Annotated in this window: 11 protein-coding genes; 4 read left to right on the forward strand and 7 right to left on the reverse strand. The window is 65.7% G+C overall.

All coding sequences use genetic code 11. The annotated features are described in order from the left end of the window. Positions 1-4 precede the first annotated feature (4 nt). From imuA to ABX298_RS24245, 3 genes are all read right to left on the reverse strand, one after another. A complete protein-coding gene (imuA, locus tag ABX298_RS24235) occupies positions 5-625 on the reverse strand; it encodes a translesion DNA synthesis-associated protein ImuA (protein WP_025339259.1) in 621 nt (206 codons plus the stop codon). Next, positions 625-1,242 carry a transcriptional repressor LexA gene (gene lexA, locus ABX298_RS24240; protein WP_025339260.1) on the reverse strand — a complete coding sequence of 206 codons (618 nt, stop codon included), beginning with the start codon at positions 1,240-1,242 and terminating at the stop codon, positions 625-627. The genes imuA and lexA overlap by 1 nt, the downstream gene beginning before the upstream one ends. A gap of 269 nt (positions 1,243-1,511) precedes the next feature. Next, positions 1,512-2,561, reverse strand: a complete 1,050-nt coding sequence (locus tag ABX298_RS24245) for an alpha/beta fold hydrolase (protein ID WP_317410385.1) — start codon at positions 2,559-2,561, stop codon at positions 1,512-1,514. Between the two features lie 219 nt (positions 2,562-2,780). Here ABX298_RS24245 and ABX298_RS24250 point away from each other — a divergent pair, with 219 nt between their 5' ends. The 3 genes from ABX298_RS24250 to ABX298_RS24260 all read left to right on the forward strand — a co-directional run bounded on the left by ABX298_RS24250 (position 2,781) and on the right by ABX298_RS24260 (position 5,861). Further along, a complete protein-coding gene (locus ABX298_RS24250) occupies positions 2,781-3,026 on the forward strand; it encodes a DUF2790 domain-containing protein (protein WP_084785190.1) in 246 nt (81 codons plus the stop codon). 224 nt (positions 3,027-3,250) lie between these two features. Next, complete coding sequence (locus ABX298_RS24255; RefSeq protein ID WP_367393755.1) at positions 3,251-3,907, forward strand: HAD family hydrolase; 657 nt, start codon at positions 3,251-3,253, stop codon at positions 3,905-3,907. A gap of 1,042 nt (positions 3,908-4,949) precedes the next feature. Continuing rightward, the gene (locus ABX298_RS24260; RefSeq protein WP_367393756.1) at positions 4,950-5,861 is read left to right on the forward strand and encodes a LysR substrate-binding domain-containing protein; all 912 of its coding nucleotides are present in this window, start codon (positions 4,950-4,952) and stop codon (positions 5,859-5,861) included. 147 nt (positions 5,862-6,008) lie between these two features. Here the strand turns inward: ABX298_RS24260 and ABX298_RS24265 are convergent, their stop codons facing one another. From ABX298_RS24265 to ABX298_RS24280, 4 genes are all read right to left on the reverse strand, one after another. Beyond that, positions 6,009-6,782 carry an IclR family transcriptional regulator gene (locus ABX298_RS24265; protein ID WP_025339264.1) on the reverse strand — a complete coding sequence of 258 codons (774 nt, stop codon included), beginning with the start codon at positions 6,780-6,782 and terminating at the stop codon, positions 6,009-6,011. A 65-nt stretch (positions 6,783-6,847) separates the two neighbouring features. Then, positions 6,848-8,302 (reverse strand): amidase, encoded by a 1,455-nt coding sequence (locus ABX298_RS24270; protein ID WP_367394488.1) that lies wholly within the window; start codon positions 8,300-8,302, stop codon positions 6,848-6,850. After that, positions 8,302-9,612 (reverse strand): citrate-proton symporter, encoded by a 1,311-nt coding sequence (locus ABX298_RS24275; protein WP_015270478.1) that lies wholly within the window; start codon positions 9,610-9,612, stop codon positions 8,302-8,304. Before ABX298_RS24275 ends, ABX298_RS24270 begins: the two co-directional genes overlap by 1 nt. A gap of 82 nt (positions 9,613-9,694) precedes the next feature. After that, the gene (locus ABX298_RS24280) at positions 9,695-10,870 is read right to left on the reverse strand and encodes a M20 aminoacylase family protein (RefSeq protein ID WP_025339266.1); all 1,176 of its coding nucleotides are present in this window, start codon (positions 10,868-10,870) and stop codon (positions 9,695-9,697) included. A gap of 202 nt (positions 10,871-11,072) precedes the next feature. On the opposite strand from ABX298_RS24280, the gene ABX298_RS24285 reads away from it, so the two are divergent. Continuing rightward, positions 11,073-13,589, forward strand: a complete 2,517-nt coding sequence (locus ABX298_RS24285; RefSeq protein WP_286099948.1) for an excinuclease ABC subunit UvrA — start codon at positions 11,073-11,075, stop codon at positions 13,587-13,589. Positions 13,590-13,787: the final 198 nt, after the last annotated feature.

The following is a 13,787-nucleotide window of genomic DNA, read 5'->3' on the forward strand; positions in this document are numbered from 1 at the left end:
TGCATCAGCCCCGCCCCGGGCAGGCGATGGGCAGCGCCGGGGGCATGCCGCCACGGCTTTTCAGCACGCGCCATTGTGCCGGGCGGGTGTCGACGGCAATGCGCAGCGCTGCGGGCGAAGGGTTGTGCGCCGCCTGTTGCGGCCGGCAGGCGAAGGCCAGCGCCTGGCCGGTTTCGGCAGCCACCTGCAAGCGCCGCAGGGCGCGGTCATCGGCACGTTCCGGCCAGCACAGCACCGCCGCGCAACTGCCGGAGCGCAGGCACTGCTCGGCGGCCCACAAGGCATCGGCAGGTGCGGCGTCCACCTGTACCAGCCAGCGCAGGTCTACCCCCGCGGCCTGCCAGGCCGGGGCGTAAGGAATGAATGGCGGTGCCACCAGCACGATTCGGCTGGCTTCAGCGCTCAAGCGGGCCAGGGTTGGCCACAGCAGCTGCAATTCGCCACAGCCGGGGCTGGCCAGCAACAGTTCGCTGAGCGCAGCCGCCGGCCAGCCACCTTCCGGCAGGCATTGATCAAGGGCGGCATGGCCCGTGGGCTGCAGGCCGAGCGGCCGCGCCTGGGCCTGCCGACCGCGCCATACCCGGCGCTGGTCGAGCAACCTGTCGAGGTCGACCACCGCGCCCATCAGTCACGCCTCAGCAAGCCGCAGAACACGCCTTCGATGAAGAACTCCTGTTCAGGCCGCACATCGATAGGCGCATAGGCCGGGTTGCGTGGCAACAGCCGGTAATTGCCACCCTGGCGCTGCAGGCGCTTGATGGTCACCTCGCCGTCCAGGCGGGCGACCACGATCTGGCCATCGCGGGCATCGGCCTGCTGGAGGATGCCGACCAGGTCGCCGTCGAAAATGCCGTCGTCGATCATCGAGTCGCCACGCACCTTCAGCAGGTAGTCGGGGGTACGGCGGAACAGGCTGGGGTCGAGCAGCAACTGCTCGTGAATGTCGAGGTCCGGGCCGATGGGGGCGCCTGCCGCCACCTGGCCCAGCACCGGCACTTCGAGGATTTCCGGGCGGCGCAGCCGTTCGGCCAGGCGTATGCCCCGCGCCTGGTTCGGCGTGACGTCGATGTAGCCGGCCTGGCACAGGGCGGTGATGTGCTTGCGCGCGACACTGCGCGAGGCAAAACCGAAGCGCGTGGCGATATCGGCCAGGCTCGGCGGCTGGCCGTGGTCGGCGATGCGCTCACGGATGAACTCGAAGATGGCGCGGCGTTTTGGGGTAAGATTGTCCATGGAGCACATTTGTACTCTTTTCGGAGCACGCTGAACAGCCCCCTTCGTCGACGGTTTGGCGGCTGCGATCAATTGCGACCGCGAAACTACCGCAATGATGCTGAAGGCTATATGGCTGGTCCGGCAAACCTGACTGCACATGGCGAATTGAATCAGCAGGGACACTGTGGGAGCCGCGCTTGCCGGCGATGGGGTGCGAAGCGGCCCCGGTTACAGATGCCCGCTGTGGGTCGGTAACAGCCAGTCGGAGCAGACCGTTCCGCCCCATCGCTGCGTCGTTACATAGACCAACGACCAAAATGCTGCTCCAGGAACTCAGTCACCAGCGAGGCGATCTGCAACTGGATCGCCCCCCGCGACCGGGCGTTATCGCCGTCCCGGCAAATGACACCATCCCCTGGAGCATCGTCTTCGAGCAACGCCATCGCGCCTGGTTTGCACGTCGACAAGAAGCTGAAATGGCTGGCGTCCTCGATCTCGACATAACGACTCGTCGCCGAGGGCAGACGCTTGGCAAGGTCAGCAGATTCCAGCTGCGCGGGAAGGTCTTCAGAAGGCGCGCCAGCCGCAATCACCAACGTCGGCACTGGCAAAGCCGCAAGGCTTTCATCGGTCAGGCCACGTGACAGGCCAAGATCCAGGGTAACGATGGCGGTGACACGACTGTCGCGCAAATCGCCACCCAGTCGAGCTTTCGATGCCGGGGCGCTGTCGGCATTGATCTGCTTGTAGACGCTGCAACTCGACAGCTGCGGATGGATGGAACAGTCCTGGGCAAAACGCTTGGAATCAAAGCGGGCGCCGGCAATTTCCAGCGCGGTCCAGCCGCCCAGTGAGTGGCCGACCACTGCAACTTGGCCCTTCGCCACCCGCCCGAACTGATCCGCCTGGGCCATGACCGCATCGATGGCCCGCTGCAAGTCAATGGGACGCCGCCACAACTGTGCCGCGGCTTCAGGGTTGCGATCGCGGGTAGTAGTGCCGGGGTGGTTGACCGCCGCCACGATGTAGCCTTGGTGAGCCAGTGCACTGGCCAGCCACGACTGGTTTCCCCAATTGCCGCGAAAGCCGTGGGAAAGCACCACCAATGGATACGTGCCTGCAGCTGGAGGTGCATCGCGCACAGCGAGGTCACCGCTGAAAACCGGGGTATCAGCGATCAACTGTGGTGGCGCAGTGGTCGTACTCGGGTACCAGACGACCAGCTCCAGCGGACGGTCTGTTTGCCTCTCCGATAATGTCGAGGTCTTGAAGCCAATGGGCTTGTAGCCAGCGAATGCAGGTATGTCCAGGCAGATAAAAAGCAACAAGCCGAGCACTGTTTTCATTGTTTTTCTTCCTTGATAGGTCAGCGTCGATCAGATGCAAACCGGTACGCGGGAAACATATCAGCCCTCGCCGCGACCCACACAATCTTTCCGGCGATGCAGCGCTCCAATAGATCAGATAGTGGAAATATATTTTGTGCGCTAAATATTATCGCGCAATATTCAACCCAGGCAGCAAGCAGTCGCTGATCCCACTACCCAAGCTAACGGAGCATGATCATGACCTTCATCAAAGCAATCGCCATCGCCACCCTGACCTTCGGCAGCAGCGTCGGCGCCTTCGCCCAGACCGCCTCCCCGTACCAGTACGGCATGAACCTGGACATCGCCCAAGTGATCGCGGTGGAGGCCTCGGGCCACGCCACCGACCACGCCGACACCGCCACCCTCACCTACCGTGACAGCGACGGCAAGGTGCAGAAGATCAGCTACCTGCGCCCAGCCACCTCCGCCAACCAGAACTGATGACCAAACTTCGAAAGCCGGAGCGTGCCAACGGCCGGTTACTCGGTTGGCTTTCCAGCTTTGGCAGTTGCTGACTCGACGCGCAGGCGCCAACCTCGCGTTCGAGCACAGCTCTGCCAAGGCTGCCGTACTCCAGTACACTCAGGAAGTCGCGAAGTTCACGTGACTCCAAAGGCAAAGAATCTCTCTTCTGGCCCGCCCATGATTTTGGACCTGGATACCCAATGCTGACTGCCCTGCTGTTCGACCTCGACGGAACCCTCACCGACACTGACACCTTGCACCTGCAGGCCTTTCGCCAACTGCTGCGCGAGCATGACGGGCGCGAGCTGAGCCAGGCGCAGTTCGATGCCCAGGTCAGCGGCCGCGCCAACGGCGAGCTGTTCGCCGAGCTGTTTGCCGGTGCCAGTGCCGAGCAGTGCCAGGAGCTGGCCGACCGCAAGGAGGCACTGTTCCGCGACATGTCGCCGGCTCTTGAGCCGATGCCGGGCCTTGTGCGCCTGCTGGAACATGCCCAGGCTCATGACATCGGCATGTGCGTGGTGACCAACGCACCGCGGCTGAACGCCGAGCACATGTTGAACGCCATGGGCTTGGGCCAGCGCTTCGCGCATGTGCTGGTGGCCGAGGAACTGGCACGGCCCAAGCCGGACCCGTTGCCCTACCTGACCGGTTTGCAGCGGCTGGGTGCCGAGGCCGGGCAGGCACTGGCCTTCGAGGATTCGCTGCCGGGGGTGGCGGCTGCGAGTGGCGCGGGGATCTTTACCGTGGGTGTGGCCACTACCCAGACGCCGGAGCGGTTGCTGGCGGCGGGGGCCGGGTTGGTGATCGATGATTTCAACGACCCGGCGTTGTGGGCATTGATCGGATCCATGCAATGAGCATACGGGGCCGCTTCGCGCCCCATCGCCGGCAAGCCAGCTCCCACCTCGACCGCATCGACCTCAAGCCATGCGCTGTCCCTGTGGGAGCTGGCTTGCCGGCGATCAGGCCAGAACAGGCAGCACAAGACAATTGCTCCCTCCTCGATCGCATCGGCCTCAAGCCATGCGCTGTCCCTGTGGGAGCTGGCTTGCCGGCGATCAGGCCAGAACAGGCAGTACAAGACAGTTGCTCCCTCCTCGACCGCATCGACCTCAAGCCATGCGCTATCCCTGTGGGAGCCGGCTTGCCGGCGATCAGGCCAGAACAGGCAGCACAAGACAGTTGCTCCCTCCTCGACCGCATCGACCTCAAGCCATGCGCTGTCCCTGTGGGAGCTGGCTTGCCGGCGATCAGGCCAGAACAGGCAGCACAAGACAGTTACTCCCTCCTCGATCGCATCGGCCTCAAGCCATGCGCTATCCCTGTGGGAGCCGGCTTGCCGGCGATCAGGCCAGAACAGGCAGCACAAGACAGTTGCTCCCTCCTCGACCGCATCGGCCTCAAGCCATGCGCTGTCCCTGTGGGGGCTGGCTTGCCGGCGATCAGGCCAGAACAGGCAGCACAAGACAGTTACTCCCCCCTCGACCGCATCGGCCTCAAGCCATGCGCCATCCCTGTGGGAGCTGGCCTGCCGGCGATCAGGCCAGAACAGGCAGCACAAGACAGTTGCTCCCTCCTCGACCGCATCGGCCTCAAGCCATGCGCTATCCCTGTGGGAGCCGGCTTGCCGGCGATCAGGCCAGAACAGGCAGCACAAGACAGTTACTCCCCCCTCGACCGCATCGGCCTCAAGCCATGCGCCATCCCTGTGGGGGCTGGCTTGCCGGCGATCAGGCCAGAACAGGCAGCACAAGACAGTTACTCCCCCCTCGACCGCATCGGCCTCAAGCCATGCGCCATCCCTGTGGGAGCTGGCTTGCCGGCGATGGGCTGCGAAGCGGCCCCAGGATTTCAAGGCAATATGCATGCCCCTGCCATTGTGCACACCCAGGTCAACCCATGCTGATCGACGAAGAACTGACCCTCAAGAAGCTGGAAACCTTCCTCGCCTTCATGCGCACCGGCAACCTCGGCCGCGCCGCCGTCGAGCTGGCCACCAGCGCCGTCAGCGTGCACCGTGCCATCCACTCGCTGGAAAGCGCACTGCGCTGCCCGCTGTTCAAGCACGAAGGCCGCCAGCTGATCCCGCTGGAAAGCGCCTACGTGCTGGAAAAGAAAGCCCGCCAGCTGATCCAGGACGCCGAGCAGATGGTCCGCCTTACCCGCGAGGCCGCCGGCTTCTACGCCGAGCGCTTCCGCCTGGGCGCGCTCTACTCGCTGACGGTGAAAACCGTGCCCAAGCTGGTCATGGGCCTCAAGCTGCGCCGTAGCGAACTCAACATCGACCTGACCCTGGGCTCCAACGTCGACCTGCTACAGCGCCTGAAGAACCACGAGCTGGAGGCCATCCTCGTGTCGCTCGACGAAAGCGTCAGCGACCCGGCCTGCGAGCAGCTGCCGCTGTTCTCCGACGATATCTTCCTTGCCGTGCCCATCGATTCACCCTTCGCCGAGCAGGCCGAAGTGGACCTGGCCGACCTGGCCAACTCCACCTTCATCACCCTGACCCAGGGCTTTGCCACCCACCGCGATGGCGCCCGGGTGTTCCAGCAGGCCGGCTTCGAACCCAAGGTGGCCATGCAGGTGAACGATATCTTCACCCTGCTGAGCATGGTCAGCTCGGGCGTGGGCTTTGCCCTGCTGCCCGGGCGTATCGCGGCGGTGTACGAAAACCGGGTCAGGTTGATTGCCCTGAAACCGCAATATCGCTTGCAGCAGCATATCGGCGTGGTGTTCCTCAAGGCGCGGGAGCGGGAGCCGAACCTGCTGGCGTTGCTGGCGGAATGCAGGATGTACAGCCTGGAGCGCTGAGGGGCCTCGGAACACAGCCTCTTTTGTTGTTTGCTGCACTGGCCTCTTCGCGGGTGAACCCGCTCCCACAGGTACCGAGCAAGCCTCGGGCAATGCACTTACCCTGTGGGAGCGGGTTTACCCGCGAAGAGGCCGGCACAGGCTGACTCAAACCACCAAGGCCCGCTGCACCTCCCCCACCGTTGTAGCCAGGCTGTTCAGGTGCAGGTTCAACACCCGCTCCACCGGCGCCTGGTCCAGCGGCCAGTGCAAGGCAATGCTCCCGGCCAGGCGCCCTTCGGCATGCACCGGCAGGGCTATCGCGCGGATCAGGAACGGCAAGCGCACCGGGTACTCCCAGTGCCCTTCGGTGCGCTGGCCGAACCCCTTGTTCGCTTCCTCCTCGATGTCGCGCAGCACCGTCTCGTCGCCCACCCGCGCATGGGCCGCCAGGCGCTGCACTTCATCGACCGCCAACTCACCCAGGCACGCCCGCCCCATCGCCGAGTGGAACAGGCTGGCATGATGGCCGACGATCTGGCAGGTGTGCGGGTAGCGTTTGCGCAATACCTGGGGGATGGCGCTTTCCATCACCTCCAGCCGCTCGCCGTCGAAACATGACAGGTCAACCACCAACCCGGTGCGCTCGCTCAACTCCAGCAACATGGGCGCGGCGTGTTCCACCAGGCGCCGCTTGAAACGCAGCTGGCGGTCACCGAACAGGCGTCGCGCGCACAGCCGGTAACGCCGGTCGCTGAGGCCGCGGTAGACCCAGCCTTGCTCCTGCAAGGTGGCGAGCATGCGCGACACCGTGGCCTTGGGCAGCGCCGTCAGGTAATGCAGTTCTTCCAGGCCCAGCGCCTGGTGTTCGCCAAGCAGGTCGACGATGGCCAGCGCCCGCTCCACCGAACGCACGCCGCCACTGTCTGCCGTGATGCCCATGAGTGTGACCTCCCTGTAGCTGGATGGTCAGGATAGCCAGCAAGATCCGCGCCTGCCCAGCTGTTTCATGGCGCTTGCAGGCTCTGGGGTGGGCGCCGCGCAACCCAACGGGTGAGCTGTTCATGGGCATGGGCCAGCTGCAACACCGCATGGTCGGCCTGGGTCGGGCCGATGATCTGCAGGCCCATGGGCAACCCGGCAGCGTTGAAACCGACCGGTACGCTGATGCTCGGCAAACCGGCCAGGGTCGGCCCTATCACCACTTCCATCCAGCGGTGATAGGTGTCCATCGCCCGCCCGCCGACCACCGTTGGCCAAGGTTGCCGTGCATCGAATGGGAACACCTGGGCCGACGGCAACAGCAGGTAATCGTAACGCTCGAACAGCTGGCCCAGCGCGCGGTACCAGTCGCTGCGGGCCACCGAAGCCTGGTACACCACCGCCGCGCTCAGTTGCAGGCCACCCTCCACCTCCCACTGCGCCTCGGGCTTGAGCAGCGTGCGCTTGCCCGGGTCGGCATAGGCGGCAGCGAGGTTGCCGTGCACCAGGAAGTGGCGATGGGTCAGCCAGCACTGCCACAAACGCGCCAGGTCGAACGCCGGCTGGCAGGCCTCGACCCGGCAGCCCAGTTCGGCGAAGTCTGCCAGGGCCGCTTCGCACAGGCTCAGCACCCCGTCATCCATCGCCAGGTAACCGTCGTAGTCGCCCAGCCAGCCAACCCGCACGCCGCGGAAATCGCGCTGCAACCCGGCGGCAAAATCGCGCCGGCCCTCGCCCAGCGACAACGGCGCCCGCGCATCGAAACCCGCCTGGGTCGACAACAGCCGCGCCACATCCACCACGCTGCGGCCCATCGGCCCCTCGGTGGCCAGCTGCTGCACGAACAGTTCCGGCGCCGGCCCGTGGGGTACGCGGCCCTGCGACGGGCGCAGGCCATACACGTTATTGAACGCCGCCGGGTTGCGCAGCGAGCCCATCATGTCGCTGCCGTCGGCGACCGGCAGCAGGCGCATGGCCAGCGCCGCCGCCGCCCCACCGCTGCTGCCCCCGGCCACCTTGCCCGGGTCGTAGGCGTTGGTGGTGGTGCCGAACAGGGTGTTGTAAGTCTGCGAACCAAGGCCGAATTCCGGCACATTGCTCTTGCCCACGATCAGCGCACCACTGGCCCGCACCCGCGCCACACTGATCGCGTCCTGCTCGGGCACCTGCTCGGCGAACAGCGGCGAGCCCAGGGTGGTGCGCAGCCCGGCAGTGGCGGCCAGGTCCTTGATCGCCTGGGGCATGCCATGCATCCAGCCGCGCGAATGGCCACGGCCCAGCTCGCGGTCACGCTCATCGGCCTCGGCCAACAGCGCCTCTGCCGGGCGCAGCGACACCAGCGCATTGACCTGCGGGTTGAAGCGTTCGATATGCGCCAGATAAGCCTGCATCACCTCCCGGCACGACATCTGACGGGCATGGATGGCCCGGGACAATGCCTCGGCATCGAGGGCAACGATGGGGTCGATGGCTAGCGGCATCACGGTTTCACTCCAAGGTTGAAAGCGGCAGGCTTGCCCGCGCGCGGGGCTTCTTTCAGGCAATAGGTGCCCAGCAGTGTCAGCAGGCAGGCGAACAGCACATAGAACGATGGCGCCACCGGGGTACCGAGCACCTTGCTCAGCCAGGTGACGATCAACGGGGCGAAGCCGCCGAACACCATCACCGCCACGTTATAGGCCACCGACACACCGGTAGAACGCACCTCGACCGGGAACTGCTCGGCCAGGGCCGTGGGCGCCGGCCCGAAGAAGCCACCGATGGCGGTGCACAACAGCAGTTGCATCACCAGCAGGCGCTCCAGCGACGGCGCGGCAGCCACCCACACATACAACGGATAGACCATGACGAAGAACGCCAGGGTGAAGGCCATCAGCACCGGGCGCCGCCCCAGCCGGTCAGACAACGCCCCGGACAGCGGGATCACCACGGTCATCAGCCCAACCGCAAGCATCTGCACCAGCAGCACCTGGTCCAGCGGCAGGCCGAGGTTCTTGTGGGCGAAGGTCGGCATGTTCACCAGCACCACGTAGAACGACACCGTCGCGCCACAGGCCAGGCCCATCGATACCAACAGGCTGCGCCGATGCTCACGCAGCACCTGCCACAGGCTGGGCGACTGGCCCTTGGCCTGGCGGCGCGCCTCGATGAATTCCTCGGGCTCTTCCATGTGCTTGCGAATCCACAGCCCCACCGGGCCGATCAGCAGGCCGAGCACGAACGGGATACGCCAGCCCCAGCTGTCCAGCGCCGCTGGCGTGCACAAGTGAGTGACCAGGGCCACCATCGCCGCCCCGGAGAACACCGCCAGGCACTGCCCCACCAGCTGCCACGAGCCATACAGGCCCTTGCGGTGGGCCGGCGCGCTCTCCACCAGGAAAGCCGTGGCGCTGGCGTACTCGCCGCCGGTGGCAAAACCTTGCAGCATGCGCGCCACCACGATCAGCATCGGCGCGGCCATGCCGATGGCCAGGTAGTCGGGGGCGAAGGCGATCATGGCAATGGACACGGTCATCAGCCGGATGATCATCTGCATCGCCGCCTTGCGGCCCTTGCGGTCGGAATACATGCCCAGCAGCACGCCGCCCACCGGGCGCATGAAAAAGCCGACGCCGAAGGTGGCCAGGGCCATCAGCAGCGAGGCGTATTCGTCGTCGGAGGGGAAGAACTGGCGGGCGATGATGCTGGCCAGAAAGCCGTACACGATAAAGTCATACCACTCCAGGGCGTTGCCGATGACGGCGGCGACCACTTGCCGGGTACGCGACACGCCGGTGCTCGAAGTCTGCATAGGAAACACTCCACACAATGATTGGGTGATCGCCCAGGCGCGGTCGCGCCCGGGTTCCAGCGGCAGTCGTCAAAAGGAAAGGTCAGGCGGGCGCGAGCCAGCGCTCTGCCAGCGCGCCCCAGTAGGCGGCGCCGGTCAGCAGGATGTCGTCGTTGAAGTCGTAGGCCGGGTTGTGCACCATCGGCCGCGATACGCCATTGCCGATGAACAGGTAGGCGCCCGGGCAGCGTTGCAGCATCCAGGCGAAGTCTTCGCTGCCCATCAGCTTGCGGGTGTTGCCATCCACTGCTTCGGCACCGAGCAATTCCACCCCCACCTGCCGGGCGAAGGCATTTTCCGCGGCATGGTTGACCAACACCGGGTAGGCCGGGCGGTGTTCGAGGGTGGCGCGGCAGCCAAAGCTCTCGGCCTGGCTGACGATAATGGCCCGCACCCGCTCCAGGGTCTGCGCCCGCACCTCGGCGTTCAGCGCGCGCAGGCTCAGGCGCAGCAGCGCCTGCTGCGGGATCACGTTGGCCGCTTCGCCGGCCTGCAAGGCGCCGACGGTAACCACGGCCGCCTCCTGCGCATCGATATTGCGCGCCACCACGGTTTGCAGGGCCATCACCACACTGGCCGCCGCCACCAGCGGGTCGACGGTCAGGTGGGGCATCGAGCCATGGCCGCCAACCCCGTCGAGGGTCACCGTGAGCAGGTCTTGCGAGGCCATCATCGGCCCTTCGCGGAAGCCCAGGTGCCCGGCCGGCAGCCCGGGCATGTTGTGCATGCCGAACAGTGCATCGCAAGGGAAGCGCTCCAGCAAACCATCGGCCAGCATCGCCTCGGCGCCACCCTGGCCCTCCTCGGCCGGCTGGAAGATCAGCGTCAGCGTCCCGTCGAACTGCCGGGTCGCCGCCAGGTAGCGCGCGGCGCCAAGCAGCATGGTGGTATGCCCGTCATGGCCGCAGGCGTGCATGCAGCCCTGGTGCTGGCTGCTGTACGCGGCGCCGGTAGCCTCGTGGATGGGCAGCGCGTCCATGTCGGCGCGCAGGCCCAGGCGGCGTGGGCTGCTGCCATTGCGCAGTACGCCGACCACGCCGGTCTTGCCGATACCGGTGTGCACTTCATAGCCCCATTCTTCGAGCAGTCGGGCAACCAGCGCCGAAGTGCGGCTTTCTTCGAAGCCCAGTTCCGGGTGAGCGTGGATATCGTGACGGATTGCGTGCAGGTCGCTGGCCACATCGTTCAGCCAGGCCAGGATGTGCTGATGTCGGGACATGTAGAGTCTCCTCGCGCGGGTGGTTTCCCGTTCTTGTTGTTCGCCTTGAGGTCACGACGGGTAAGGCAGGTCGTGCTTGACTGACAGATAAGCGCGAGGAAGCTGGGAGCACAATCGAATCTGGTTTCACACGGTGGAACACAAAGTCGTGCCTTTGCTGTTACCTTGAGCGCACTGTTCAGCCAAAGCCAAGGACTGCGTCATGCCCCCACGCCCCACCACCCCCACCGGTTTCATCCGCGTCCGTGGCGCCCGCGAACACAACCTCAAGAACATCGATGTCGATATCCCCCGTGACGCACTGGTGGTGTTCACCGGTGTGTCCGGCTCGGGCAAGTCCTCGCTGGCCTTCTCCACCCTCTACGCCGAAGCCCAGCGCCGCTACTTCGAATCGGTCGCGCCCTATGCCCGACGCCTGATCGACCAGGTCGGCGTGCCGGACGTCGACGCCATCGAAGGCCTGCCCCCGGCCGTGGCCCTGCAGCAGCAACGCGGCACGCCGAGTGCACGTTCCTCGGTGGGCAGCGTGACCACCCTGTCCAGTTCGATCCGCATGCTCTACTCCCGCGCCGGCCACTACCCGGCCGGCCAGGCGATGCTGTATGCCGAGGATTTCTCGCCCAACTCGCCGCAGGGCGCCTGCCCGGAATGCCATGGCATGGGCCGGGTCTACGAAGTGAACGAAGCGACCATGGTCCCCGACCCGTCGCTGACCATCCGCGAGCGCGCCGTGGCGGCGTGGCCGATGGCCTGGCAGGGGCAGAACCTGCGCGACATCCTGGTGACGCTGGGCTATGACGTCGATACCCCCTGGCGCGACCTGCCACAGGCGCAACGCGACTGGATCCTGTTCACCGAAGAAACACCCACCGCGCCGGTATATGCCGGGCTGACCCCGGCGCAGACCCGCGCCGCCCTCAAACGCAAGCTAGAGCCCAGCTACCAGGGCACGTTCATGGGTGCCCGGCGTTACGTGCTGCACACCTTCATGCACTCGCAAAGCGCGCAGATGCGCAAGCGCGTTGCCCAGTTCATGCGCCCCAGCCCGTGCCCGCTGTGCCAGGGCAAGCGCCTGAAGCGCGAGGCCCTGGGGGTGACCTTCGCCGGCCTGGATATCGCCGAGTTGTCGCACCTGTCGCTGCAGGCGCTGGCCGAGGTGTTCCGCAAGGTGGCGGCAGCAGATTACCTGGCACAACAGCAGGACGACCTGACCCTGGAAAAGCGCCTGGCTGCCCAACGCATCGCCAACGAACTGCTCGAACGCATCGACACCCTGCTCGACCTGGGCCTGGGCTACCTGGCCCTGGAGCGCAGCACCCCGACCCTGTCCTCTGGCGAGCTGCAACGCCTGCGCCTGGCCACCCAGCTGAACTCGCAGTTGTTTGGCGTGATCTACGTGCTCGACGAGCCTTCGGCCGGTTTGCACCCGGCCGACAGCGAAGCCCTGTTCGAGGCGCTGCAGCGCCTGAAGCATGCGGGCAACTCGGTCTATGTGGTGGAACACGACCTGGACACCATGCGCCGCGCCGACTGGCTGGTGGATGTAGGGCCTGCCGCTGGCGAGCATGGCGGCACCATCCTCTACAGCGGGCCGCCCACGGGCCTGGCCCAGGTCGAGCAGTCGAGCACCCGGGCCTACCTGTTCAGTGCACCGGCCCAGACCACGCGCGCACCACGCCAGGCCCACGACTGGCTGAAGCTCGAAGGCATCAGCCGCAACAACCTGAACAACCTCAGTGCGCAATTCCCGCTGGGCTGCTTTACCGCCGTTACCGGTATTTCCGGGTCGGGCAAGTCGAGCCTGGTCAGCCAGGCGCTGCTGGAGCTGGTGGGTGCGCACCTGGGCCATGCCGCCCAACGCAACGAGCCCGAAGAGCAGAGCCTGGAAGATGAACCCGAACAGGCCAGCGGCGGGCATGTGAGCGCGGGCCTTGGCAGCATCAGGCGCCTGGTGCAGGTCGACCAGAAGCCGATCGGCCGTACGCCCCGCTCCAACCTGGCCACCTACACCGGCCTGTTCGACCATGTGCGCAAGCTGTTCGCCGCCACCGAACAGGCCAAGGCAAAAGGCTTCGATGCCGGGCGTTTCTCCTTCAACGTTGCCAAGGGGCGCTGCGAGAACTGCGAGGGCGAAGGCTTCGTCAGCGTCGAGTTGCTGTTCATGCCCAGCGTCTATGCGCCCTGCCCGACCTGCCATGGCGCCCGCTACAACCCGGAAACCCTGGCGGTGAGCTGGCAGGGCATGAACATTGCGCAGGTGCTGCAGCTGACGGTCGACCAGGCCCTGCTGGTGTTCGCCGAACAGCCAGCGGCGCGGCGCTGCCTGCAGGTGCTGCAGGACATCGGCCTGGGCTATCTGCGCCTGGGCCAGCCGGCCACCGAACTGTCCGGCGGCGAGGCGCAGCGCATCAAGCTGGCCACCGAGCTGCAACGCATGGCCCGCGGGGCGACGCTGTATGTACTGGACGAACCCACCAACGGCTTGCACCCGCAGGACATCGACCGGCTGCTGGTGCAGCTCAACCGCCTGGTCGATGGTGGGCACAGCGTGGTGGTGGTCGAGCATGACATGCGAGTGGTGGCGCAGAGCGACTGGGTGATCGACATCGGGCCTGGGGCCGGCGATGCCGGGGGCCAGGTGGTGGTCAGCGGCACGCCACAGGTGGTGGCCGGGTGTGCTGAAAGCCGCACGGCGGAGTTTCTGGCCAAGGCCTTGTAGCGCCTGCACCGGCCTCTTCGCGGGTAAACCCGCTCCCACAGGTACTGCACAGCTTGCAAGATCTGTGGTGAACCTCTGGCTCCCACAGGTACCGCACAGCTTTGCAAGATCTGTGGTGAACCTCTGGCTCCCACAGGTACCGCACAGCTTTGCAAGATCTGTGGTGAACCTCTGGCTCCCACAGGTACCGCACAGCTT

The organism is Pseudomonas sp. X4, from assembly GCF_040784925.1.
Lineage (GTDB): Bacteria > Pseudomonadota > Gammaproteobacteria > Pseudomonadales > Pseudomonadaceae > Aquipseudomonas > Aquipseudomonas putida_Z.

Coding starts and splice junctions, on each gene's coding strand:
- imuA (WP_025339259.1), bottom strand. CDS start 625: ATGGGCGCGGTGGTCGACCTCGACAGGTTGCTCGACCAGCGCCGGGTA.
- lexA (WP_025339260.1), bottom strand. CDS start 1,242: ATGTGCTCCATGGACAATCTTACCCCAAAACGCCGCGCCATCTTCGAG.
- ABX298_RS24245 (WP_317410385.1), bottom strand. CDS start 2,561: ATGAAAACAGTGCTCGGCTTGTTGCTTTTTATCTGCCTGGACATACCT.
- ABX298_RS24250 (WP_084785190.1), top strand. CDS start 2,781: ATGACCTTCATCAAAGCAATCGCCATCGCCACCCTGACCTTCGGCAGC.
- ABX298_RS24255 (WP_367393755.1), top strand. CDS start 3,251: ATGCTGACTGCCCTGCTGTTCGACCTCGACGGAACCCTCACCGACACT.
- ABX298_RS24260 (WP_367393756.1), top strand. CDS start 4,950: ATGCTGATCGACGAAGAACTGACCCTCAAGAAGCTGGAAACCTTCCTC.
- ABX298_RS24265 (WP_025339264.1), bottom strand. CDS start 6,782: ATGGGCATCACGGCAGACAGTGGCGGCGTGCGTTCGGTGGAGCGGGCG.
- ABX298_RS24270 (WP_367394488.1), bottom strand. CDS start 8,302: ATGCCGCTAGCCATCGACCCCATCGTTGCCCTCGATGCCGAGGCATTG.
- ABX298_RS24275 (WP_015270478.1), bottom strand. CDS start 9,612: ATGCAGACTTCGAGCACCGGCGTGTCGCGTACCCGGCAAGTGGTCGCC.
- ABX298_RS24280 (WP_025339266.1), bottom strand. CDS start 10,870: ATGTCCCGACATCAGCACATCCTGGCCTGGCTGAACGATGTGGCCAGC.
- ABX298_RS24285 (WP_286099948.1), top strand. CDS start 11,073: ATGCCCCCACGCCCCACCACCCCCACCGGTTTCATCCGCGTCCGTGGC.